The organism is Bradyrhizobium sp. OAE829, from assembly GCF_040546575.1.
Lineage (GTDB): Bacteria > Pseudomonadota > Alphaproteobacteria > Rhizobiales > Xanthobacteraceae > Bradyrhizobium.
Window position 1 is genome coordinate 2954481 of sequence record NZ_JBEPOE010000001.1, and the last position, 22115, is coordinate 2976595.

The following is a 22115-nucleotide window of genomic DNA, read 5'->3' on the forward strand; positions in this document are numbered from 1 at the left end:
CTCGTTCGTAGCTGAAATGGCGATCAGGCGGATGTGGATCGGCTGTCATAGCGGTAACGCGCGCGCACTTGGCTCAAGGCGCAATCTCACGCAAAACCGGTATCCACGTTTGCTGAAGGCGCTTCTAGTAGCAGGTTTCTTCCGATGATACGAGGGATGACTGCCCCTTCTTTCATGGATTTGGCGCTCAAAACGGCCAAAAACGCCGCCAAGGCGGGCGAAGTTCCGATCGGATGCGTCATTGTCCGGGGTTATGAGGTCATCGCCACCGCCGGTAACCGGACCCTGACCGACCGCGATCCGACCGCCCATGCCGAAATATTGGCGATCCGGCAGGCCGCGGACGCCATCGGGACCGAGCGGCTGGTCGATTGCGACCTCTATGTCACCCTCGAGCCCTGCACCATGTGCGCCGGCGCGATCTCGTTTGCGCGGATCCGGCGGCTGTATTACGGCGCCGCCGATCCGAAGGGCGGCGCGGTCGATTCCGGCGTCCGGTTCTTTGCGCAGCCGACCTGCCATCACGTGCCGGAGGTGTATTCGTCGGTCGGTGAGACCGAGGCGGCGACGCTGCTGAAGGATTTTTTCAGGGTGAGGAGATGACGGTGCACCTCTCCCGCTTGCGGGGGTCGAGACGAGCGAAGCTCGCTCTTAGGTCGACGCGCGAAGCGCGGCGGGTGGGGGCTCTCTCCACACCATGACTCGCGGAGAGAGCCCCCACCCATAGCCGATGCTGCGCATCGGCGTTCTTAACCCCAAGAACGGCGGCCGTAGGCCGCCTACGCCTCCCCCGCAAGCGGGAGAGGGAGCGCACCTTCGTTGCCGGTGAGCCGCAACACACATCACGCCAGAAAAAACTCCCTCAACAACCTCGCCGTCACCTCCGGATTCTCCTCCGGCAAGAAATGCCCGCTGTCGACCGGCGCGCCCTGCACGTTGGTCGCCCACTTCTTCCAGGTGTCGAGCGGGGTGGTCGCGGCGCTGGCGACGCCGGCGTCGCCCCACAGCGCCAGCATCGGAATCGTGATCTTCTTGCCGGCGTCGAAATCGGCCTTGTCGATCTCGTAATCGGCATAGGCGCCGGCGCGGTAATCCTCGCACATCGCGTGGACGCGGGCGGGATCGCGGAACGGCGCGAGGTAATGCTCCAGCGCGCGCGGGTCGATGGCATCAAGCGTCTGGCTCTTGGTCTGGCTCGCCATCTTCTGCCTGAGGAAAAACTCGCCGTGGCCGTCGATCAGCGTTTCCGGCAGCGGATGCGGCTGGGCCAGGAACGCCCAATGGTAGATTTTCAGCGCGGAGAGCCGGTTCAGCTTCTCCCAGTAATCATAAGTCGGCGCGATATCGAGCACGGCGAGCTTTGATAACCGGCCGGGATGATCGAGCGCGAGGCGGTACGACACCCGCCCGCCGCGGTCGTGGCCGGCGAGCGCGAAATGCACATGGCCGAGCTGCTCCATCGCCTCGACCATCACCTTGGCCATCGCGCGCTTGGTGTAGGGGGTGTGGTGCTCGTCGGTGCGCGGCATGTCCGACCAGCCATAGCCGGGCAGGTCGGCGATGATCAGCGTGAACTTATCAGCCAGTTGTGATGCTACCGGATGCCACATCACGTGTGTCGATGAAAATCCGTGCAGCAGCAACAGCGGCGGCCCCTTGCCGCCGACGCGGGCGAAAATGCGGCCCGCTGACGTGTTGATCCATTCGGAGGCATAGCCGGGAAACAGGTCGGCAAGATCAGGCATGGTGAGCGCTCCCTTCGCGGCGGGCCGCTGCTTTAAACATTGTTTGGCGTTGCCGCTGGCACGTCCGGGGTTTATGCCATTCATCAAGTCTGCCCAACAAGAACCAAAAAGCGAGGAAGTGCCATGTCGATCGATTTCGAGATTCCGGCCGAAGCCAAGGCGATCCGCGAGAAGGTCCGCAAATGGGTGCAGGAAGAGTGCATCCCCGCGGAAAAGGAACTCGATACCAAGCCGCTCGCTGAAGTGCTCGGGCCGCTGCGGGCCAAGGCCCGCGCGCGCGGCCTGTGGTGCCCGTGGGTGCCGAAGGAGTATGGCGGCATGGGCTTAGGCCCCCTCGCCAATGCGCTGGTGCAGATGGAGCTCGGCGAGAGCATGCTGGGGGCGCTGTCGATGAACACGCAGGGCCCTGACGATGCCTCGATGATGACGATATTGGCCCACGGCACGGAATATCAGAAGGAGAAGTTCCTTAAACCCCTGCTGAACGGCGACAAGCGCATCTGCTTCTCGATGACCGAAAAGGCCGCCGGCGCCGACGCGACAGGCATGCAGACCACGGCGGTGAAGGACGGCAACGAGAACTACATCCTCAACGGCGAGAAATGGTTTTCGTCCTCGGCCAGCGTCGCCGACATGGCGCTGGTGGTCGCCAGAACCGATCCGAACGCGCCGCGCCACAAGCAGCACTCGACTTTCATCGTCGAGCTGCCGAACCCCGGCTACAAGATCAAGCGCAACGTCGCCAACATGGCGATCGAGGGGCCGCATGCCGACGCGATCCATGGCGGCCACTCCGAGATCGAGATCAAGGATTTGAAAGTGCCGGCCGACAATCTGCTCGGCGGCGAAGGCAACGGTTTCAATATGGGCCAGCACCGTCTCGCCTATGGCCGCCTTCGCCACGGCATGCATAACGTCGCCAAGGCGCAGCGCGCGCTCGACATGGCGGTCGGCCACATCACCAAACGCTCGACCTTCGGGCAGTTGCTCGCCGACCGCCAGGCCGTGCAGTTCATGCTCGCCGATTGCGCCGAGCAGCTCTATATCGGCCGGCTCATGCTTCTCCATATCGCCTACAAGGCGGAGAAGGGCCTCGATATCCGGCAGGAGAACTCGATTGCCAAGGTCTACCACGCCCACATGGTGCACAAGGTGATCGACACCGCGATCCAGCTCCACGGCGCGCTCGGCTTCAGCCAGGATACGCCGCTCGCCAAATGGTACACGCAGGTGCGCTCGCAGCGGCTGGTCGACGGTCCGGACGAGGTGCACCGGTGGAAGATCGGCAAGAACGTCATCAAGGCGTTCCGCGAGCATGGCACGACGGCGAGCGCTGTCGGTGGGGATTTGCTGTAGGCGTCGCATAAATACAGGTGTCGTCCCGGCGAACGCCGGGACCCATAACCCCGGTCATCTGTTGTTGAAAGAAGCCGTCGACTATCGTGCGAAACAACTACCGCTGCGGCGTATGGGTCCCCCGATGCGCAATTGCGCATCTGAGCTCAAGGCCGGGACGACGGCGGTGTTTGTTGTTGGCAACATCATCCGAAACGCAGTTTCGCATTCTCGCGACGCATTGCGCCCGAGCTTCGCTGGAAACTTCCTTACCCTCTCATTGAGAGGGCGCAGGGAAGACCGGGTGCGCGCTGCACCCGCGGTCCCGTGTGCGGTTTGCACTAAGTAGGCTGCACACGAGCATACAGGGCAGCGGTGAACACCCGGCCTTCCCTGCGCAATGGCTTTACGGCTTATGCCGCGCTCTCCCCGGAGACGAGTTCTGGGTTGACTCCGTCGCTGCCGTTTCCGCTCGCGCTTCTTCGACAGCTTGACGCCGGCAACGGGCGCCAGGACCACACGGTTTTGCCGTACGCCTGTATACGCCGTCGTCAGGCGCAACAAACGTCCACCGCATCCCGCCGCGCGTTCGTGACGTGCGCACGCCCCTCTTGTCGGGCGGGACGCGACGATTCAAACCGCTGATTTGCCCGACGAGGAAAGTGGAATTTAGCCCGACGGGTTAATTTGTCGCACCTCTCTCCGCCGTCATTCCGGGGCTCGCGAAGCGAGAGCCCGGAATCCATGGTGCGACAGTGCATGTGGCCTGATGGATTCCGGGCTCGCGCTACGCGCGCCCCGGAATGACAAGACGTGAGAGCCCCGCCCTACTCCGCCGCCGACTCCCGCGGCGCTTCGCGCGGCATGATGATCTGGATTTTCGTTCCAGCACCGGGTTTGGTTTCCAGATGAATCCGGCCGCCCAGACGATTGGTCACGATGTTGTGGACGATGTGCAACCCGAGGCCGGTGTTGCCCTGGTCGCGCCGGGTCGTGAAAAACGGGTCGAACACCTGGCGTTTGACCTCCGGGCTCATGCCGCAGCCGTCGTCTGAAAACAGCACTTCGACATTGCCCTTGCCCGACGCCTGCGCCGCAATATGGACCGATCCCCCGCCGCCATCCGGGAAGGCGTGCGCCGCGGAATTGAGAACCAGATTGGTGAGCACCTGGCCGTAAGGTCCGGGATAGCTGTTCATGACAAGATCGGGCTCGCATTCGACGGCGACCGTCAGGTTTTGACCTCGCAGCCCGAACCGCAATCCCCTGACGACCTGCTCGGTCACCTCGCCGAGATCGAAGCGCCTGCGGTCCGAAACGTTGCGGTCGGCCGCAACCTGCTTGAACGACTGGATCAGTTCGACCGCGTTGCCAAGATTGAACATGATCTGCGACGCCGCCTCGCGGCTGGCCGCAATGAATTCCGAGAGCGTCGAGCGGCGCACGTCGCCCTTGGCGACATCGGCTTCAAATCGTTTGGTCTTGTTGATCAAGGCGGAGGCAACGGTGAGGCTGGTGCCGACGGGGGTGTTGATCTCGTGCGCGACGCCCGCCACCAGCCGTCCCAGCGCCGCCAATTTCTCGGTCTGTACCAGACTGCCCTGCGCGGCGCGGAGATCTTCAAGCGATTGCGACAGCTGCCTAGTGCGTTCCTGCACTTCCGTGAACAGCCGCGTGTTCTCGATGGCGATGACCGCCTGCCCGGCGAAGGTCTTCAGGAGCTCAACCTGCGCCTTCGGAAACAATTGCGGCTCCAGCCGCATCACCGCGATCGCGCCGATGGCGACCTCGTCGCGCAGCATCGGCACGATCAGGATGCTGCGATAGCCCGATGTCTTCTGCAGTTCGCTGTAGCCGCCGGAGACCAGCACATCCGGCTCATGCACGACGCGCCGCTCGCGGATCGCCACCGAGATCAGATTCTTGCTGGTGAGCGGCGCCGGATAGGCCTTGCGCACCGCCGCTACCGATGCCGGAGAAAACTGATCATGCGCGACCAGGTGGACCTGATCGCCATCGCGGCGATAGACGGCGCTCAGCACGCTCTGGCAGAGCCGCGCTGCGTTCCTGACGATCCGGTCGAACACCGGCGCCAGATCGGTCGGCGCGTCGGCGATGAGGCTCAGGACCTCGGATGTCGCGGCCTGGCGTTCTCTGGCTTGCTGGAGTTCGAGGGCAAGTCGTTCGATCTCGGTTTGCGCTGGATTTTCGACGTCCGTTTTCGCTGACCTGGAAGCGCGCGCGACCTTTGGCGCAATGCTCCGCTTTCGCGGCTTCGCCGTACGGCTTTGCGGCTTTTTTGATCCGCCGCCTGCTGCAGAACGTGGTGTCATTGCCTGCCCCGGGCCTCAGAATAAGCCATCGGATCGGCTTAGGCTAGTAACGGGAAACGAGGGCGGTGGCTGCGTTGGATAAGACTCGGACGTCGCTAACCCGTTTTTCCGCTTTCGGCGTCACCGCCGACATGGCTGGACTTGCCGCTGCATTGCCCCTTGCAGCGAATGACCCGAAACAGGAACGAAGTTAAGCAAACTTGTACAGGTTTGCTTTGGCCGCTAGCGTCGGATCATGACTGGCTCCGTTCTTCTGGACCTCGACGGCACCCTGATCGATTCGTATCCCGGCATATCAGCAAGCTGCCTGGCGGCGCTGCGCGCCCTTGGACATGAACCGGATGAAACCCTCGACATAAGACGCATCATCGGGCCGCCGCTCGAAGAGATCATGCAAACGCTGCTGCAGTCATATGGAGACGACCGGGTCGGTGAAGCCGTCACGGCCTATCGTCAGCACTACGGTGAAAGCGGGTTTCTCGGCAGCGTGCCTTATCCGGGAATTGGCAACTCCCTTGCAGAGATGAAGCGATGCGGATTGCGGATCTATCTCGCGACCTCGAAGCGGGAGATTTTCGCGAGCCGCATTCTGGAGCATCTGGGGTTTGCCGCCTACTTCGATGGCATCCACGGCTCGGTGCCGAGCGGCGAGCTGGATCACAAGCCCGAGCTGCTCGCCCATATTCTGTCCAGGCATGGTCTGTCGCCGTCTCACAGCCTGATGGTCGGAGATCGCCGGCATGATATTTCCGGCGCCCACGCGGTCGGGATGCGCGGTCTCGGCGTGCTCTGGGGTTATGGCACAAGGGACGAACTTGAGACGGCCGGCGCAGACCAGTTGGTGGATTCTCCCGCCGATCTCGCACGTGCGGTTATTTCGATGGTCAGTGGGCTGCAATCCCCGGGCTAGGGCCGCTGTTGAAATGCGCTAGCCTTTCTTCGGCGACCAGCCATAGGCCTTGGCGCAGGCACCGCCCATCAGCATCGCGCGCTCGGTAGCGCTGAGGCGATCCGTCTTGAGGAAGGGCGTGACGGCCTGCTCATAATTGACGACGGCGAAGGCGCGGGTCCAGTCGGTGCCCCACAGGCAACGGTCGAAACCCCAGGCGTCGAACACGCGGGCCAGCGGGTCCCAGATGTCGGGGAATGGATACGGCTCTTTGGACAGCGTACAGGCGCCGCTGACCTTGATCACCACGTTCTTGCGCTTGGCGAGCGCCAGCACCTTGGGCAGTTCGGCCCAAGGGGACCAGGGCTGCGCGGGCGCCGGCGGCGTGCGCGGCTGCAGGATGCCGAGATGGTCGAGGATGAAGCGCGTGTCGGGATGACGATCGACCAGCGTCGTGCCGGCGTCGAGATTATCCCAGCACAGCAGGTTCACCGGAAAATCATGCTGAACGGCCGCGCGCGCAATGCGGTCGATGCCGGGGTGACCGGGCTCGCGCTTGTTCTCTTTGGTCAGCATGATCCGGATGCCGACCGCGCCCGGCGTCTTCTTCCACTCGGCGACGACGTCAGCGACATCAGGATCATCCGGATCGACGGGCTTGACGATGGCGAGCCGGGTGGGATGGGCGCGCGCCACTTCCACGGCATAGCTGGCGTCGTAGCGGTACATCGAAAAGGCCGAGATGAAGATCGCGCCGTCGACACCGACCTTGTCCATCGCCGCCACCATCTCGTCGCCGGTGACGTGATCGGGCCAGTTCGGCACTGTGGCCCAGGGCCGCTTCGCCGTGTTCGCCTCATAGGCATGAACCTGGGAATCGATAATCGCCATCGGGCAGTTCCTCCGTTTTGGCGATTTTGGACAGCGCAGCAGATGCGTGTCCAGTGGGCCAAAGCGCGGGGAAGCGTTGCGCGGAATGCAGCCGGCGTCAGCGCTCCCGCGCCACCGCCTGCCAGCCGATGTCGCGCCGGCAAAAGCCTTCCGGCCAGTTGATGCGATCGACGGCCGCATAGGCGCGGCTCTGCGCCTCGGTCACCGTCTTGCCCATGGCGCAGACGTTGAGCACGCGGCCGCCGCTGGCGAGAATATTTCCGTCCCTCTCAATCGTCCCGGCGTGGAAGATTTCGACGCCCTCGACTTTTGCGGCGTCGTCGAGACCAGAGATCACCGAGCCCTTGCCGTAGCTGCCGGGATAGCCTTTGGTCGCCATGATCACGGTCAGCGCGACGTCGTCGAACCAGCGCAGACTGAAATTCTTCAATTGGCCGTCGGCGCTGGCGATCAGCGCCGGCAAGATATCCGACATCATCCGCATCACCAGCACCTGGGTTTCGGGGTCGCCGAAGCGGGCGTTGTATTCGACGAGTTTCGGGCCGTCTTTCGTCACCATCACGCCGGCAAAGAGCACGCCCTTGTAGGGCGATCCCATCGCCTTCATCGCGCGCAGCGTCGGATGGATCATCTCGTCCATGACGCGCGCGCACATCGCTTCCGTCATGACCGGTGCCGGGGAATAGGCGCCCATGCCGCCGGTGTTCGGGCCCTGGTCGCCGTCGAAGGCGCGCTTGTGGTCCTGCGCGGTCGCCAGCGGCAGCGCGTGCTCGCCATCGCACAGCGCAAAGAACGAGGCCTCCTCACCCACCATGAATTCCTCGACCACGACCTCGGCGCCCGCATCGCCAAACCCGCCGCCGAACATCATGTCGACGGCATCAAGCGCCTCCTGCTCCGTCATCGCGACCACGACGCCCTTGCCGGCGGCAAGGCCATCGGCCTTGATCACGATCGGCGCGCCCTGCTTGCGGATATAGGCTTTTGCCTTCGCGGCCTCGGTGAAATGCTCATAGGCCGCGGTCGGAATGCTGTTGTCGCGGCAGAGATTCTTGGTGAAGGTTTTCGAGCTCTCGAGCCGGCCCGCGGCCTGGGTCGGTCCGAACGCCTTGAAGCCGGCGGCGTTGAGATCGTCGACGATCCCGGCCGCGATCGGCGCGTCGGGGCCGACCACGACGAAATCCACCTTGTGCGCCTTACAGAAATCGACCACGGCCGGATGGTCGGTGATATCGATCGCGACGCATTCGGCATCCTTGGCGATGCCGGCATTGCCCGGCGCGCACCACAATTTGGTGAGCAGCGGGGACGCGGCGATCTTCCATGCCAGAGCATGTTCGCGGCCGCCGGAACCGAGCAGGAGGATGTTCATGACTGGAGCCAGATGTGGGGACCGATGGCCCGTCGGTCGCACGAATCTCCCGCCGTCTGCAAGGGGATATCAACAGCGAACGACCGTCATTCCGGACGGCGCGCCTGCGCGCCGATCCGGGATCTCGAGATTGTTTGATGCCGGCGTCCCCAGCACGAGATTCCGGGTTCGATGCTTCGCATCGCCCCGGAATGACGGATAGATTATGCCTACCTTCCCGACCCCGCGATGATTTCCTGCAGCATCGCGACATGGCGGGCGAAGGCGCCGCGGCCGGCGGCGGTCGCGGTCACGGTGGTCTGCGGCTTCTTGCCGACGAAGGCCTTGTCGACCGCGACATAGCCGGCCTTCGACAGCGTCTCGATATGGGCGCCGAGATTGCCGTCGGTGGCGCCGGTCAGCTTTTTCAGCTTGGCGAATTCGAGCCCGGTGCCCGGCGGCAACGCGTTCAAGGCGGCCATGATTCGCAAGCGCAGCGGCTGGTGGATGATGTCGTCGAGCCCCGTCATCGCTATTCCCGGCGCATCCAGAGACCGCCCAGCACGAGCCCGCCGCCGTTCACTACCGCCATCCACGGCTCGAACCAGTTGCCGGCCAGGAAATAGCCGATCAAGGTCAGCGCGGAGATGCCGACGCCGATGACGACAAAGGCGAGACCGACCCAGAGCCCGGCGATGGTATAGAACAGCATGAAATAGATCGCCCAGAACACGCCGAGTTCGCGCGGCCCGAAATGGGCGAGCATGCAGGTGGCGAGCCCGAAGGCAAAGAACAGCAGGAACGCCATCAGCGTCCGCAGGTCGAAGGTGCGCACGCCGGTCCGCGAATGGGTGAAGGCGCTGACCACGAACGAGCCCGCGAGGCCGACCACATTGACCGCGATCCAGATGTAGCCGGCATGGCGCGGCCAGCCAAACGAGGCGGCATTGGCGATGAACACCAGCGCGCCCCACATGATCATCAACAGGCTCGCCAGATTGTAGATCCGCGACTGGCGGACGCGGCGCGCGATCTCCCTGATATCCGCGAGCGCCTCGGAAGCTTGCTGGCTGTCGATCATGTCGCCTTCCCCTCGATCGCGGTTACGACCCGGTTATGCCGCGCGTGGCGACGTCCTCGGCGATCGCAGATACCGCGCGGGGTACGCTGACGATGCCCATGTGATTGACGCCATCGATCAGCTTGACGTCAACCGCGGGCGCGACGGCATGCACAGAAGGCGCATATTTGTCCGCGAACATCAGTTCGTCATCGGCGCCGGAGATGATCGTGATCGGCTTCCTGGCCGCCGCGAAATCGCGGCGGAAATCGCGGTCGCGGACCGCGAAATTGCGCATCAAGCGGTCGCTGTAGGTTCCGACCAGGTTCTTCTCGGAATTCGGCGGCACTGCGAACGCCAGCACCGGCAGCGCGTCGCAGCAGGTGATGCCGATGGTTCGCAGCGCGAGCAGACCAACGATGCGCGGAACATCGGCCTTGGCCCAGCCGCCGGAATTGGGCCGGCCGGTCGGAGCGTCGTGACCGAGATAGGGCGCGAGCAGCACCGTACGCTCGAACAGGTCCTGGATCGACGAGCCCGCGACGCGCAGCGCAAAACCGCCGCCGGAGGAATGGCCAACCAGCGTCAGCGGCTTGGCGGGCGCAGTCTTGCGGATAATGCCGACCAAATCGGCGAGGTCATCCTCGAGCTGGCCTACATAGCCGATGTCGCCGCGGGTGCCAGACGTGCCGTGGCCGCGAATATCAACGGCCCAGGTTTCGACGCCGCGCGCGGCCAGCGCAGAGGACAGCGCGTGGATAGTTCCGCCGCTCGATCCGGAGGAGCCGTGGACCACGATCGCTGCACGGCCGGTCGCCGGGCCATGAGCGGCATAGTGGCGGAAACCGAGCGCAGTGCCGTCTCGCGCCTGAAACCGCTCGACCGCGGGCAAGGTGCTGAGATCAACCGTGCCGCGGGCAGCCGAGATCGATGGCAGCTCCGGGGGGCGCGTCAATGGCGTGGCGACCAGCCCCGTGATCAGCAAAGCGATCGCGCCAACGGCGCTGAGCGCCCATTTCAAAGTGCTGAAGCTGCCGCGTACCAACTGCCTGAACATGGTCGTTCCTCATCATTCGGTTCATCTTAGAGAACTCTATATTACAGAGTTATCTGCAACGCAAGCTTAGATTGGCGGGGATGGGCGAAATCCCTACCTTGCGTGGAAGCTCCAAAAGCCTGATTCGATTGGACGAGATGCCCGCGACCGAACCCCTGCTCAACGCGCCCGAATACACCGTCTCGGAACTGTCCTCGTCGCTGAAGCGGACGGTGGAGGACGCCTATGGCCATGTCCGGGTCCGCGGCGAAATCTCCGGCTTCCGCGGGCCGCATTCCTCCGGACACTGCTATTTCGCGCTGAAGGACGAGAGCGCCAAGATCGAGGCGGTGATCTGGAAGGGCGTGCATTCCCGAATGCGGTTCAAGCCGCAGGAGGGGCTCGAGATCATCGCGACCGGCAAGCTCACCACCTATCCGGGCTCGTCGAAATACCAGATCGTCATTGAAGCCATCGAGCCCGCCGGCATCGGCGCGCTGATGGCGCTGGTGGAAGAGCGCAAGAAGAAGCTCGGCGCCGAAGGCCTGTTCGACGAGGCGCGCAAGCAATTGCTGCCGTGGCTGCCGGAAGTGATCGGCATCGTGACGTCGCCGACCGGCGCGGTCATTCGCGACATCCTGCACCGCCTCGAAGACCGGTTTCCGCGCCGCGTGCTGGTGTGGCCGGTGAAGGTCCAGGGCGAAGGCTCGGCCGAACAGGTCGCGGCCGCGATCCGCGGCTTCAACGCGCTGCCCGAAGGCGGCAAAATTCCGCGGCCGGATCTGCTGATCGTCGCGCGCGGCGGCGGCTCGTTGGAGGATTTGTGGTCGTTCAACGAGGAGATCGTGGTTCGCGCCGCGGCCGAGAGCATGATCCCGCTGATCTCGGCGGTCGGCCACGAGACCGACATCACGCTGATTGATTTCGCCGCCGACAAGCGCGCGCCGACGCCGACGGCGGCCGCCGAAATGGCGGTGCCGGTGCGCAGCGAATTGCTGGTCGAGGTCGCAGGGTTGGCGCGGCGCACCATGGTGTGCTGGCTGCGCGGCCAGGAAAGCCGCCGCAATGAATTGCGCGCCGCGGCCCGCGCCCTGCCCGCAGCCAGCGAATTATTGGCGATCCCACGGCAGCGGCTGGACAGCGCAGGTAGCGCCCTGCCCCGCGGCCTGAAAGCCAACACCAACGCGCATCATCGCCGTTTCTCGCAGCTCAGCGCCGGCCTGACATTGAAGGTGTTGCGCGGACAGGTCGCGCAGGCGGGGCACCGTCTCACCGTATCCGGCGAGCGCATCAGGCTTTCCGCGCGCGCGCTGCTGCGCAACCGGCGCGATCGCTTTGCCGGGCTTGAAGTCAGGCTGAAAGCGTCGAAACTTTCCAACGCGCAAGCACAGCGAAATGCAATCGCGCGCGACCGCGAACGCACGCATCGGCTCGCCGAGCGCGCGCGCCGCGCGCTCAAGACCGCATTGCAGCGGCTCGACGCCCGCATCAATCATAGCGGCCAATTGCTGTCGGCGCTGTCATACCGTGGCGTACTCGCGCGCGGGTTTGCCCTGGTGCGCGACGAACACGGCCACGCCGTGCATGCCGCCGCCTCGATCGGGCCGGGCGCGCCGCTCTCGATCGAATTCGCCGATGGCCGCGTGGCGGCAACAGCCGATGCGGACCGGCCGGCGGCGACGTCGTCGGCACCGACGAGCCAGCCGACACTTGCCCGGCGAGAAACCAAGACACTTGCGCCCAAGCGCGCAGTCAAGCCGGTCGATCAGGGCAGTTTGTTTTAGGCGGGAATCTCTTCCCGTCATGCCCGGGCTTGACCCGGGCATCCATCACTCTTCGCAAAAAGCTTTTCCAAGGAGATGGATTGCCGGGTCAAGCCCGGCAATGACATTCTTGGGTTCACCGCGCCAGCCATTCCGCCACGCGCTTTTGCGAATCGATGCGCGCCTCGGCGTCGGTGCCGATGTGGCCGCGTTCGGGCTGGCCGGCATCGCCGCCGCCGAGCGCACGGAGCGGCAGGTTGGCGCGGTCGAAATCGTGCGGCGCGCCGGGATAGATTTCGATCCGCGCCAGCGCGCTGCGGCCGCGGGCGCCGTCCACCATCTGGCGGCAGGCCGACGGCGAACTGACGTCGTCCTTGGCACCGATCAGCAGCAGCGTCGGCATCCGCGCGCTCCAGCCGAGGCCGGCGGAAATCCGGCAATCCGGATAGAACGCGACCGCCGAGCGGAAATCCGGCCCGTCATGGCGCCAGGCTTGCGGACGCACCGCCCACAACAGCGCGCTGGCCCCGTTCGCCCACCCCATCAGGCTGACGCGATCCTGCGCCACCCAGGCCTGCTGCGCCAGCCATCGCCGCGTCGCCACGATATCGGCCACCCGCTCGCGGCGCGCCAGCACGCGGCGCTCCTTGTCGCGGCATTGCGGGCCCAGTTCGCGCGAGCCGTAACTGTCCGGCAGCACGACCGCATGTCCCGCCTTCAGTAGCTGTTCAACCCAGTCGCGGTAGCGCGACAGCACCAGCTCGGAATGCCCGCTCAGGCCGCCGCAGCCATGCAGCGCGATCACGGTCGGAAACGGACCGTCGCCGTCAGGCTTGTAGAGCTGGGCGTGCAAGTTGAGCTTCGGCGCGGGGATATCGACCTGTTTGGGGGCCGGCAATGGCGCGGCCGAAGTGGCGTGCACGCCAGCGCAGGCCGCGGCAAACAGCGTCAGGAATAGCAGCGTCGCTGGGCGCATCCGTGTTCGCCGGGTGGTTATGGCGCTTGGGGCAAAGCGTACCATAATCAGGAGGTTATCATGCGTAATCGGCGGAAATTCATCACAATCAAGTGGTTTTTTGCAGGTGGGTTTCGGGAGCGGACAGCCCAACCTATCTGTGATAGATCGGATTTGGAAAATACACTTTAGTCGGCCCTCTAGAGTTGGCCGACCTGCCGGAGAGTTTACGGTGCTGAATAAATTCGGTCCCTCGGGACATGGCGAAGCGCAGGTGCAATATCTGGATGGCGATTTCCGCGTGGTCTCGCCGGGAACCTATGTGCGCTGCGCCATATCGGATGTGCGAATCCCGCTCGACGAGTTGAAATACTGGAGCGTCGATCTGCAGGAAGCCTATTCGGTGCCATCAGCCGTGCTGCAGCGGCATTTTCCCGGCGCGCTGAAGACGGAAGGATAAAGACAGCCGTCGTCCCGGCCTTGAGCTCATGCGCAATTGCGCATCGGGGGACCCATACGCCGCGGCGGTCATTGTAACAGTAAGGTCTTTAACGCCAGCGCTCTCACGGATGGGCCGCGGCGTATGGGTCCCGGGTCAAGCCCGGGACGACGCGGAACGAAATTTTTTCTCGCGCGCCTTGAAGAGTTGATCGGTCACCAACCTCTTCAGCTTCGCGCCGTCCTCAAACTCCAGCGTCACCGCGAACGGCACGATCGCTGTCGCCCAATCCGGCAATCCGCCGCCGAGTCTCAGCCGCGCCAGATCCTTTTCCGTCGTCACCAGCGTCAGCGCATCGCGGCCGGCCTCGGCGATCAGGCTGCCGATCTCGGCCCTGGAAAACGCGTGGTGATCGGCGAAGGCGTGCTGCCGGACCACGTCAACGCCGCTTGCCGTCAGCGTGCCGAAGAACCGTGCGGGATCGCCGATGCCGGCGAAGGCCAGCGCGCGCTTGCCGCGCAGCGAAGCCACAGAATCCTGGTTCGGCACAAGGCGCGCGCGCAGCACCGGCTTGTCCTGCGCGGCGATATCGGCCGCTACGCCGTCCGCTGCCTTGCCGTTGCCGACGATGATGAGCGCATCGGTGCGCGCCAGTTGCGGCTTTAGCGGCGCGCGCAGGGGGCCTGCGGGAAACACCTGCCCGTTGCCGAGGCCGCGGCCGGCATCGATCACGATCAGCGAGGCGTCCTTGGCGACCGAGGGATTCTGAAAACCGTCATCCATCAGGATCACGGACGCCGCCAGCGAACGCGCCAGCGGAACGCCGTCGGCGCGTTGCCGCGCGACCACCACCGGCAGCGTCGCCGCCAGCATCAGCGGCTCATCGCCGACATCGGCGGCGGCATGCCGCTCCGGATCGACCCGCACCGGGCCGCGCAATTTTCCGCCATAGCCGCGGCTGAGCACGACGGGCGTTTCGCCGAGTTCGCGGAGCAGCTTCGCCAGCGCCAGCACCGTCGGCGTCTTGCCGGCGCCGCCGACGTGATAATTGCCGATACAAATGACGGGGACGCCGGCGTCCAGCCCCCCGCGCTGCATCCGTCTCGCGGCGATGGCGCCGTAGAGGGCGGCGAGCGGTGTCAATAGATCGGATTTGAAGGAAGGCGGGCCGTGCCAGAAGCGCGGCTCACGCATTCGCGGCTCCCATTTCGAGCCGCAGCTGCAACAGATACGGCTCGAGCGCGATCATCGTGCGATCCAGCGCGCCGCCGAGCTGTTCGACCACGCGCTCGGAGGTGGCAAGCGATACTTCGCGCGCCCTGGGATCGGCGAGCAGCTGACCGAGCTGCTTGACCAGGGCTTCCTGGGTGTCGGCCTTTCGCGCGCCACCGGCCCGATCGAGCGCCTCGTAGACGTCGCCGAAATTGAACACGTGCGGGCCATGGACGATCGAGGCGCCGAGCTTGATCGCCTCGATCGGATTTTGTCCGCCATGCTCGACCAGCGATCCGCCCATGAACACGATCGGCGACAACCGGTAGAACAGCCCGAGCTCGCCCATGGTGTCGGCGACATAGATGTCGGTCGCAGCGACAGGCAATTCCTCGCGCGAACGCAACGACGCATGCAGGCCAGTCGCCTCGACCATGCGCGCGATCGCCTCGCCGCGGTCGGGATGCCGCGGCACGATCACGGTGAGCAGGTTCGGAAAGAATCCGGCGAGCGTCTTGTGCGCCTCCGCCAGCATCTCGTCCTCGCCGGGATGGGTGGAGGCGGCGATGACGACCGGACGGCCGCGCGTCATCGACATCAGCCGCTCCAGCTTGGCTTGATCCGCCGGTGGTGCTGGAACGTCGAGCTTCAGATTGCCTGTCGTCACGACGTTGGGACAGCCAAGCGTCGAAAACCTGTCGGCATCGGTTTCCGACTGCGCGAGGCACAGCTCGAACCGGCCGAGCAGCGCCGAGATGGTGCCGGAGACCCGCCGCCAGCGCGGAAACGAGCGAGACGACATGCGGCCGTTGATCAGCACCATCGGCACGCGCCGCGCCGCGCTCGACAGGATCAAGTTCGGCCACAGATCGGACTCGATGAACAGCGCCAGCGACGGACGCCAATGGTCGAGAAACCGCGCGACATAGCGTGGCGAGTCGTAGGGGACATATTGATGAATGACGTCGGGCGGAAACCGCTTGGCGACAACCGCCGCCGAGGTCACCGTGCCGGAGGTGAGGAGGATGCGCAGGTTCAGCGCCCGCAGCTGCTCGACCAGCGCTGCCGAGGCCAGCACCTCGCCGACGCTGGCGCCGTGAATCCATACCAGCGGCCCGACCGGGCGAACATCGGCGCTCACGCCGCGGCGCTCACTGACGCGCGCCGGATCTTCCTTGCCGAGCTTCAGCCGCCGGTTGATGAACGCAGGCGCCAGCGGCACCATCGCGGACGACAGGCTCCGGTAGACGCGCAGCGGTAGCGGCAGCGGCAGCGAATTAACCAAGGGCGGCCTCCGGACGACCGACAGCCGCGTAGGCGCGACGGGTCGCTTCGTTCAGATAAGTCTCTACCTGTTGGCGCAGCTTTTCCATGGTTTCTGCGTCGGCGTCGGGCGGCACGAAAACCGCATCGATGCCTACCACGGCACCCCTGCCGAATGGCAAATTGATGGTGGAGGAGTCCCAATTTTTCAACCGGATGAACCGGCTGGTCACCATCGCAAAGGGGAGAATCGGCCGCCCGGACTCCCGCGCCAGCATGATGAGGCCGAGCCCCACCACCCGAGCCCGCTTCGGCACGTCGGCGGTGGTCGCGACATTCCACCCCTGCTCCAGCGCCTGCACCATCTCCCGGAACGCCCCGACGCCGCCCTTGCGGTGGAACGCGCCGCCATGGTCGCCGGAACCTCTGATGGTTCCGATGCCGAGCCGTTCGGCCGCAATGGCGTTGAACTCGCCGTCGCGATGCCGCGAGATCAGGACCTTGGCGCGATGGCTCTTCTTGGTCTTGATGAACGGCGTTATGAAATGCTGGCCGTGCCAGAAGGCGAGGATCGCCGGCATGACGGGCTCGACCTTGTCATAGACGTCAGCCGGTTCGTAGCTGAACTTGTTGGTCATCCAGACCAGCCGCAGATATTCGGCCGCAAGCACACCGAGCGCGCGCTGAAGCCAGCTGCTGCGCAGCAAATCGCGAAGGAAACGTTTCAACGGGCAGGCTTCGCGTCTTGCTTCGTATCCTGTCCCGGATCGAGCAGCCGGTGGAGGTGGACCACGAAATAGCGCATGTGGGCGTTGTCCACGGTCTGCTGCGCCTTCGCCTTCCAGGCCGCATGGGCGGTGGCGTAATTGGGAAACACGCCGACGATCTCGACCTGGTCGAGATCCTTGAACGTCGTGTGCTCGAGGTCGGTCAACTCGCCGCCGATGACGAGATGAAGCAGTTGCGGCGGGGCACTATCTGGCATGATGGTTGTTCCTAACGAGGTGCCCGGCAAGCAAGGTTGTTGAGGCGTATCGCATGATGAGTGGCGTGACGAACCGTGACGCAGGTCCGGCGTGTTCAGGGCAGCGGACGGATTCGAAAATGCTCGACAATGCGTGCATGCCGATCACGTCCCGCAGCCACCAGCACCCCGTGCGTCACCTCCCGGCGATTGTACTCAATCGTGTCCCCCGAGAGCGCCGTCATCCTACCATCGGCTTCGTGCACTATCAAATTCGCCGCCGCAAGGTCCCAATCGCGGCTCTGACCGCCCGCAAAAGTGGCGTCCAGGCTGCCGTCGGCGACCCGGCACAGCCGAAGCGCCAACGAGCCGATTCGCGGAAACAGCGTGATCTCATCGGATGACGGGCTCAGCCGCTGCACCAGCGGCTTGGGGCCGGCCATGCGGGAAAAATCCAGATCCGTGCCTGCGGTCGCCAGCACGCGCTTGCCGTTGCGCGTGGCGCCCTGCCCGCGCATCGCGAAGAAGAATTCGTCGGTCGCCGGCGCGAACACCGCCGCCAGCACCGGCGTCGCATCGGCCACCAGCGCGATGCTCACGCACCAGTCTTCGCGGCCGGCCAGATAGGCGCGGGTGCCGTCAATGGGATCGACGATCCAGACCAGCTTCTTGCCGAGGCGCGTGTCGTCGTCGACGCTTTCTTCCGACAGCCAGCCATAATCAGGCGTTGCCGCACGCAACCGGCTTTCGACGAGATCGTTGACGGCGATGTCGGCTTCCGACACCGGCGACGAGGCGCCCTTGGTCCAGTTCTTCAACTCGGTGCGAAACAACGACAGCGCCAGCGCCCCCGCCTCGCGCACCGTCTCCGTCAGCAGCGCGGCGTCGCGCGCGTTTGTCGTGCCCAGCGTATCAGCGTCCGCCAAGCGTCAAACCCTCGATGCGCACCGTCGGCGCATTGACGCCATAGCGGAATTCCAGATCGTTGGCTGCAGTCAGCGACTTGAAGATCGGCAAGAGGTGGCCCGCGATCGTCACCTCGCTGACGGGATAGGTGATCTCGCCGTTCTCGATCCAGAAGCCGGACGCGCCGCGGCTGTAATCGCCGGTGACGCCGTTGACGCCGGAGCCGATCAAATCGGTGACGTAAAAGCCCTGCTTGATATCAGAGATCAACTCGGCCGGCGTCGGCTCGCCCGCCTCCATGTGCAGATTGTACGACCCCGGCGACGGCGACGACGACACGCCGCGATGCGCATGGCCGGTCGTGACCAGTCCAAGTTCGCGCGCGGTCGCGGTGTCCAGCAGCCACGAGGTCAGCACGCCCTCGTCGATGATCGCGAGCTTCTTCACCGTGACGCCTTCCGCATCGAAGGTCTGCGAACGCAATCCGCGCACCCGCAGGGGATCGTCGATGATGCGGATGTTCCTGGCGAACAGTTGCTCGCCCATGCGGTCTTTCAGGAAACTGGTTTTGCGCGCGATCGAAGCGCCGTTGACGGCGCCGACGAGATGGCCGACCAGCGATCCCGAGACCCGCGGATCGAACACGACCGGCACCTTGCAGGTCTCGACCTTGCGCGGATTGGCGCGCGCCACCGTGCGCTCGCCCGCCTTGCGGCCGACGCTTTCGGGCGCGGCGAGATCGGAGGCATGCGGCGCCGACGTGTAGTCGTAGTCGCGCTCCATCCCGGTGCCTTCGCCTGATATCGCGGTCATCGAGATGCCCTGGCTCGATCGCAAATACGAGCCGTGGAACCCGGTCGAGGTCACCAGCACCATGCCGCCGATGCCGCTCGATGCCGACGCGCCGCCGGATCGCGTCACGCCCTTGACCGCAAGCGCCGCGGCCTCCGCTTCTACGGCGCGGCGTTCCAGTTCGGAGGTCGAGGGAACCGTGCGATCGAGCAGATCGAGATCGGCGAACTCGCGTGCCAGGAGTGAGGGATCGGCGAGACCGACATATTTGTCGTCGGGTGCGACGCGCGCCATCGCGACCGCGCGCTCGGCGAGTTTCGAAATGCCATCGCCGCTGACGTCGTTGGTCGAGACCACGGCCTGGCGCTGTCCGACCAGCACGCGCAATCCGACATCGTCGCCTTCCGAGCGCTCGGATTCCTCGACGCGGCCATCGCGCACTTCGACGCCTTGGCTGACGCCGCGCACCGCGACCGCATCAGCCGCATCGGCGCCGGCGCGCCTGGCGGCCTCGACCAGCTGCTGCGCCAGTGTCGAGAGCGCCGACTGGTCGAACAGGTCGGAGGTCGCGGAAGATGAAGGCTTGGATGGTGAAGAGTTCACAAACAAAATCCCTGACATTGAAGCGAGTTGGGACGCAAATCAGCCGACCCATCAGATGTGCCTGATTCACGGGGATTTCAAGCATTTTGACGCCTCAAAAGCCAATCATTTTCGGCTTCAAATCAAGGACTCGTCAATCATGCGCGCCAAGCTCTTGTCAATCATGCGGGCAGAAGCAACGCCGGTGACCTCGGGTTAACCAGCCTTTTTAAGCCAAAACGGAAACCGCTCGGCTAAGGTCTCACGCATCGACCGGGAACATAATTCCGGCGGGGAGACTAAAAGCCGTGAGGCGTCAAACAGCAACAAGCGGGATCAATCCCGCCGGGTCGGGCCGCGTATTGCGGCTCGACCCTCTTTCCCTTCCGGTCCGCTTCGATGCGCAGGACACCCGCGCCGACGGCGGTGTGCGGCAGATCGAACTTCACCGCGAACGCGTCGTGCTGCGCCGTGCTATCCGCGGCATGCAGATGGCCGTCAACGTTCGCGTCAGCGATTTTCTCGGCGTGGCTTTGCGCGGTCTCGACGACGCGCAGATGCTGGTGCTGGTGCATCGCGACCCTTCGCTGAACATTCCGCTTGGCGTCAGCTCCGATGCCGAGGAGATTTCTTCCGCCTGGCAGATGTGGAGCGATATCTTCGCGCTTCCGCTATTGCCGGAGGACAAGCGCCGCGATCCGGCCCAGCGCCGCCGCCGCCACAACGCGATCCGCGCCCGCCGCCCGAAATTCCTGGTGCGCCGCCGCGCCGGCGACTTGCTCAACCCCGCGAATATTCACCAGGGCGAGCGCGAGATCATCGCAAGGGATTGAGGTCGTTCGATCTTGTAGGGTGGGCAAAGCGCAAGCGTGCCCACCCTTTTCATTGAGACTCGGAGATGGATGGTGGGCACGGCGCAAGAGCGCCTTTGCCCACCCTACGAACGACGCTTCAGCGCATCACCGCATCGACCAGCAGTCCCGCAAACAGCAGCAGGCCCGCATCGCGGTTGGAGTGGAAGATGCGCTTGCACAGCGTGGGATCGCTGATGTCCAGGCGCCGGATTTGCCAGACCAGATGAACAGCGAACGCGACCAAGCCGATCCATGCCGGCCATCGCGCCCCGCCCAGCACCATCGCGACGCCGATCAGCACCACCGCCAGTGAATAAAACACGACCAGCGCCCGATGGGTCGCGGCGCCGAACAGACGCGCGGTCGATTTGACGCCGATCAGCGCGTCGTCCTCGGCGTCCTGATGCGCGTAGATGGTGTCGTAGCCGATCACCCAGGCGATCGAGCCGGCATAGAGCACGAGCGCCGTGAGGTCGATGCGTCCGAGCGTGACCGCAAATCCCATCAAGGCGCCCCATGAGAAGGCGAGGCCGAGCACGACCTGCGGCCACCAGGTGATGCGCTTCATGAAGGGATAGACCGCGACGATGATCAGCGACGCGATGCCGGTCATGATGGCGAAGCGGTTGAACTGCAGCAACACGGCGAGCCCGATCAGCGCCTGCAGCACCAGCCATGCAAGTGCCTGCGGCACGCTCACCTGCCCGGCGGGAATCGGCCGCGACCGCGTCCGTTCGACCTTGGCATCGAGGTCGCGATCGGTGATGTCGTTCCAGGTGCACCCCGCCCCGCGCATCACGAAGGCGCCGATGAAGAACAGCACGATCACGAACAGCAACTGACCGGCGTCGCGCCCGATGCCGGCGGCCAGCGCCGCCGACCACCAGCATGGCATCAGCAATAGCCAGGAGCCGATCGGCCGGTCGAAACGGGAAAGGCGTAGATAGGGCCGCGACCAGGACGGCGCGCGCGTATCGACCCAGTTGCCGGTGGCGTCGGCAACGCGGGCCGTGACGTCGCTCATCGGGAGGCGGTCATCGGGTGAGAACGTTGCCGTTCAGCGTGTCGAACGTGCTGCCGCCCTTCCGAACGGTTTGCGCCTCGGGCAGCGCCGCCGAAGAGCCGAGCGCTTCGCTCAGGCTCGGCGCGGCCGCGCGCTGCGCCTGTGCTCCCTGCTGCGCAACCGTGCAGACCTGCTTTTGCATTTTCTCGGTGTTCTTGTGGCCGTTCTTGAGCTGCTCGGCGATCTGCGGCGGAATTCCGCATTTCGCGGAGTTGGTCTCGACATATTTGATCATCTTGAGTTCGGCCTGGCTGTAACTGCCGATCAGCTTGCAGGCCTCGTCCGGCGACGCCTTGCGATCGCTGGCGGCCTTGATCAGCTTGCCGCGCTTCTCGGCGTCCTCGCGCAAGGGAACGAAGCCCTTCATGCAGGCATCCGCCGCGCCGCTGGCTTGTGGCGGCGGTCCACGGTCGAATGCCGAGCCCCCGCCCGGGGCGGCTCCCGCCGACGGGAACGGTGAAGGACCACCCACCGATGCCGCAGGCGCCGCGCCGTTCACCGGCGGGAACGGCGACGCGCTGCTTGCGGTTGCGGGTGCAGCCTGTCCGTTGGGCAGTGGCGCCGGAAATGGGGTCTGCGCAAAGGCCTGCCCCGCGTGAATGGTCACGACGGCAATCGTCAGGGGCACAATGAGACGGCGGATTATCAAAGGTGTTTCTCCGGCAAAGGTCCAGCAGGGCCC

General features: G+C 64.8%; 23 protein-coding genes and 2 pseudogenes. 8 read left to right on the plus strand and 17 right to left on the minus strand.

Annotated elements, in window-relative coordinates:
• Positions 1-144: 144 nt before the first annotated feature.
• A complete protein-coding gene (locus ABIE49_RS14430) occupies positions 145-603 on the plus strand; it encodes a nucleoside deaminase (protein WP_192738852.1) in 459 nt (152 codons plus the stop codon).
• A 239-nt stretch (positions 604-842) separates the two neighbouring features.
• Here ABIE49_RS14430 and ABIE49_RS14435 read toward each other — a convergent pair whose 3' ends face one another.
• Entirely contained in the window at positions 843-1745 is a 903-nt protein-coding gene (locus tag ABIE49_RS14435; protein ID WP_192738853.1) for an alpha/beta fold hydrolase, read from the minus strand.
• Between the two features lie 123 nt (positions 1746-1868).
• Here ABIE49_RS14435 and ABIE49_RS14440 point away from each other — a divergent pair, with 123 nt between their 5' ends.
• Positions 1869-3101 (plus strand): acyl-CoA dehydrogenase family protein, encoded by a 1233-nt coding sequence (locus ABIE49_RS14440; RefSeq protein WP_192738854.1) that lies wholly within the window; start codon positions 1869-1871, stop codon positions 3099-3101.
• Positions 3102-3907: 806 nt separating this feature from the next.
• On the opposite strand, the pseudogene ABIE49_RS40050 reads toward ABIE49_RS14440, so the two are convergent.
• A pseudogene (locus ABIE49_RS40050) lies at positions 3908-4705 on the minus strand (sensor histidine kinase); the annotation flags it as partial.
• Positions 4706-4816: 111 nt separating this feature from the next.
• Positions 4817-5167: pseudogene (locus ABIE49_RS40055) on the minus strand (GAF domain-containing protein); the annotation flags it as partial.
• On the opposite strand from ABIE49_RS40055, the gene ABIE49_RS14450 reads away from it, so the two are divergent.
• Together ABIE49_RS14450 and ABIE49_RS14455 are read left to right on the plus strand one after the other, a co-directional pair.
• Entirely contained in the window at positions 5069-5308 is a 240-nt protein-coding gene (locus ABIE49_RS14450) for a hypothetical protein (protein WP_354067745.1), read from the plus strand. The pseudogene ABIE49_RS40055 and the gene ABIE49_RS14450 overlap by 99 nt on opposite strands.
• A 340-nt stretch (positions 5309-5648) precedes the next feature.
• The gene (locus ABIE49_RS14455) at positions 5649-6323 is read left to right on the plus strand and encodes an HAD hydrolase-like protein (protein WP_192738856.1); all 675 of its coding nucleotides are present in this window, start codon (positions 5649-5651) and stop codon (positions 6321-6323) included.
• 18 nt (positions 6324-6341) lie between these two features.
• Here ABIE49_RS14455 and ABIE49_RS14460 read toward each other — a convergent pair whose 3' ends face one another.
• The 5 genes from ABIE49_RS14460 to ABIE49_RS14480 form a co-directional block, all read right to left on the minus strand.
• Positions 6342-7193 (minus strand): amidohydrolase family protein, encoded by an 852-nt coding sequence (locus ABIE49_RS14460; protein WP_192738857.1) that lies wholly within the window; start codon positions 7191-7193, stop codon positions 6342-6344.
• 97 nt (positions 7194-7290) lie between these two features.
• On the minus strand, positions 7291-8565 hold the full coding sequence (purD, locus tag ABIE49_RS14465; protein ID WP_192738858.1) for a phosphoribosylamine--glycine ligase: 1275 nt from the start codon (positions 8563-8565) through the stop codon (positions 7291-7293).
• Positions 8566-8774: 209 nt separating this feature from the next.
• Complete coding sequence (locus ABIE49_RS14470; protein WP_192738859.1) at positions 8775-9074, minus strand: winged helix-turn-helix domain-containing protein; 300 nt, start codon at positions 9072-9074, stop codon at positions 8775-8777.
• A 2-nt stretch (positions 9075-9076) separates the two neighbouring features.
• Complete coding sequence (locus ABIE49_RS14475; protein ID WP_192738860.1) at positions 9077-9625, minus strand: hypothetical protein; 549 nt, start codon at positions 9623-9625, stop codon at positions 9077-9079.
• 22 nt (positions 9626-9647) lie between these two features.
• Positions 9648-10661 carry an alpha/beta hydrolase gene (locus tag ABIE49_RS14480; protein ID WP_192738861.1) on the minus strand — a complete coding sequence of 338 codons (1014 nt, stop codon included), beginning with the start codon at positions 10659-10661 and terminating at the stop codon, positions 9648-9650.
• A gap of 137 nt (positions 10662-10798) precedes the next feature.
• Here ABIE49_RS14480 and xseA point away from each other — a divergent pair, with 137 nt between their 5' ends.
• Entirely contained in the window at positions 10799-12424 is a 1626-nt protein-coding gene (gene xseA, locus ABIE49_RS14485) for an exodeoxyribonuclease VII large subunit (RefSeq protein ID WP_192738862.1), read from the plus strand.
• 115 nt (positions 12425-12539) lie between these two features.
• Here xseA and ABIE49_RS14490 read toward each other — a convergent pair whose 3' ends face one another.
• The gene (locus ABIE49_RS14490) at positions 12540-13379 is read right to left on the minus strand and encodes a dienelactone hydrolase family protein (protein ID WP_354066825.1); all 840 of its coding nucleotides are present in this window, start codon (positions 13377-13379) and stop codon (positions 12540-12542) included.
• Positions 13380-13590: 211 nt separating this feature from the next.
• Between ABIE49_RS14490 and ABIE49_RS14495 the strand changes: the two genes are divergently transcribed.
• Entirely contained in the window at positions 13591-13818 is a 228-nt protein-coding gene (locus tag ABIE49_RS14495) for a DUF2093 domain-containing protein (protein WP_192738864.1), read from the plus strand.
• 135 nt (positions 13819-13953) lie between these two features.
• Here ABIE49_RS14495 and lpxK read toward each other — a convergent pair whose 3' ends face one another.
• The 6 genes from lpxK to ABIE49_RS14525 form a co-directional block, all read right to left on the minus strand.
• Positions 13954-14991, minus strand: coding sequence for a tetraacyldisaccharide 4'-kinase (gene lpxK / locus ABIE49_RS14500; protein WP_192738865.1), 1038 nt, complete (start codon positions 14989-14991; stop codon positions 13954-13956).
• Positions 14984-16234, minus strand: a complete 1251-nt coding sequence (locus ABIE49_RS14505; RefSeq protein WP_192739002.1) for a 3-deoxy-D-manno-octulosonic acid transferase — start codon at positions 16232-16234, stop codon at positions 14984-14986. Before ABIE49_RS14505 ends, lpxK begins: the two co-directional genes overlap by 8 nt.
• A gap of 52 nt (positions 16235-16286) precedes the next feature.
• Entirely contained in the window at positions 16287-17000 is a 714-nt protein-coding gene (locus ABIE49_RS14510; protein WP_192738866.1) for a lysophospholipid acyltransferase family protein, read from the minus strand.
• Positions 16997-17257 carry a DUF4170 domain-containing protein gene (locus tag ABIE49_RS14515; RefSeq protein ID WP_192738867.1) on the minus strand — a complete coding sequence of 87 codons (261 nt, stop codon included), beginning with the start codon at positions 17255-17257 and terminating at the stop codon, positions 16997-16999. The genes ABIE49_RS14510 and ABIE49_RS14515 overlap by 4 nt, the downstream gene beginning before the upstream one ends.
• Positions 17258-17352: 95 nt before the next feature.
• Positions 17353-18162 carry an inositol monophosphatase family protein gene (locus ABIE49_RS14520; protein ID WP_192738868.1) on the minus strand — a complete coding sequence of 270 codons (810 nt, stop codon included), beginning with the start codon at positions 18160-18162 and terminating at the stop codon, positions 17353-17355.
• The gene (locus ABIE49_RS14525; protein ID WP_192738869.1) at positions 18149-19555 is read right to left on the minus strand and encodes a TldD/PmbA family protein; all 1407 of its coding nucleotides are present in this window, start codon (positions 19553-19555) and stop codon (positions 18149-18151) included. Before ABIE49_RS14525 ends, ABIE49_RS14520 begins: the two co-directional genes overlap by 14 nt.
• Here ABIE49_RS14525 and ABIE49_RS14530 point away from each other — a divergent pair.
• Both ABIE49_RS14530 and ABIE49_RS14535 read left to right on the plus strand, forming a co-directional pair.
• Entirely contained in the window at positions 19518-19736 is a 219-nt protein-coding gene (locus tag ABIE49_RS14530) for a hypothetical protein (RefSeq protein WP_192739010.1), read from the plus strand. The two genes, ABIE49_RS14525 and ABIE49_RS14530, sit on opposite strands and share 38 nt — an antisense overlap.
• Before the next feature lie 88 nt (positions 19737-19824).
• Positions 19825-20349 (plus strand): DUF6101 family protein, encoded by a 525-nt coding sequence (locus ABIE49_RS14535; RefSeq protein WP_192738870.1) that lies wholly within the window; start codon positions 19825-19827, stop codon positions 20347-20349.
• A gap of 118 nt (positions 20350-20467) precedes the next feature.
• On the opposite strand, the gene ubiA is transcribed toward ABIE49_RS14535, so the two are convergent.
• The gene (ubiA, locus tag ABIE49_RS14540) at positions 20468-21394 is read right to left on the minus strand and encodes a 4-hydroxybenzoate octaprenyltransferase (protein ID WP_192738871.1); all 927 of its coding nucleotides are present in this window, start codon (positions 21392-21394) and stop codon (positions 20468-20470) included.
• Between the two features lie 10 nt (positions 21395-21404).
• Positions 21405-22079 carry a hypothetical protein gene (locus ABIE49_RS14545; RefSeq protein ID WP_192739003.1) on the minus strand — a complete coding sequence of 225 codons (675 nt, stop codon included), beginning with the start codon at positions 22077-22079 and terminating at the stop codon, positions 21405-21407.
• Positions 22080-22115: the final 36 nt, after the last annotated feature.

What these genes read in the sequence shown, in the direction of transcription:
- ABIE49_RS14490 (WP_354066825.1), bottom strand. Translation starts at nt 13,379, where the DNA reads ATGCGCCCAGCGACGCTGCTATTCCTGACGCTGTTTGCCGCGGCCTGC.
- ABIE49_RS14475 (WP_192738860.1), bottom strand. Translation starts at nt 9,625, where the DNA reads ATGATCGACAGCCAGCAAGCTTCCGAGGCGCTCGCGGATATCAGGGAG.
- ABIE49_RS14470 (WP_192738859.1), bottom strand. Translation starts at nt 9,074, where the DNA reads ATGACGGGGCTCGACGACATCATCCACCAGCCGCTGCGCTTGCGAATC.
- lpxK (WP_192738865.1), bottom strand. Translation starts at nt 14,991, where the DNA reads ATGCGTGAGCCGCGCTTCTGGCACGGCCCGCCTTCCTTCAAATCCGAT.
- xseA (WP_192738862.1), top strand. Translation starts at nt 10,799, where the DNA reads ATGCCCGCGACCGAACCCCTGCTCAACGCGCCCGAATACACCGTCTCG.
- ABIE49_RS14435 (WP_192738853.1), bottom strand. Translation starts at nt 1,745, where the DNA reads ATGCCTGATCTTGCCGACCTGTTTCCCGGCTATGCCTCCGAATGGATC.
- ABIE49_RS14480 (WP_192738861.1), bottom strand. Translation starts at nt 10,661, where the DNA reads ATGTTCAGGCAGTTGGTACGCGGCAGCTTCAGCACTTTGAAATGGGCG.
- ABIE49_RS14430 (WP_192738852.1), top strand. Translation starts at nt 145, where the DNA reads ATGATACGAGGGATGACTGCCCCTTCTTTCATGGATTTGGCGCTCAAA.
- ABIE49_RS14525 (WP_192738869.1), bottom strand. Translation starts at nt 19,555, where the DNA reads ATGTCAGGGATTTTGTTTGTGAACTCTTCACCATCCAAGCCTTCATCT.
- ABIE49_RS14455 (WP_192738856.1), top strand. Translation starts at nt 5,649, where the DNA reads ATGACTGGCTCCGTTCTTCTGGACCTCGACGGCACCCTGATCGATTCG.
- ABIE49_RS14505 (WP_192739002.1), bottom strand. Translation starts at nt 16,234, where the DNA reads ATGGTGCCGCTGGCGCCTGCGTTCATCAACCGGCGGCTGAAGCTCGGC.
- ubiA (WP_192738871.1), bottom strand. Translation starts at nt 21,394, where the DNA reads ATGAGCGACGTCACGGCCCGCGTTGCCGACGCCACCGGCAACTGGGTC.
- ABIE49_RS14460 (WP_192738857.1), bottom strand. Translation starts at nt 7,193, where the DNA reads ATGGCGATTATCGATTCCCAGGTTCATGCCTATGAGGCGAACACGGCG.
- ABIE49_RS14515 (WP_192738867.1), bottom strand. Translation starts at nt 17,257, where the DNA reads ATGCCAGATAGTGCCCCGCCGCAACTGCTTCATCTCGTCATCGGCGGC.
- ABIE49_RS14440 (WP_192738854.1), top strand. Translation starts at nt 1,869, where the DNA reads ATGTCGATCGATTTCGAGATTCCGGCCGAAGCCAAGGCGATCCGCGAG.
- purD (WP_192738858.1), bottom strand. Translation starts at nt 8,565, where the DNA reads ATGAACATCCTCCTGCTCGGTTCCGGCGGCCGCGAACATGCTCTGGCA.
- ABIE49_RS14450 (WP_354067745.1), top strand. Translation starts at nt 5,069, where the DNA reads ATGCGCGACCAGGTGGACCTGATCGCCATCGCGGCGATAGACGGCGCT.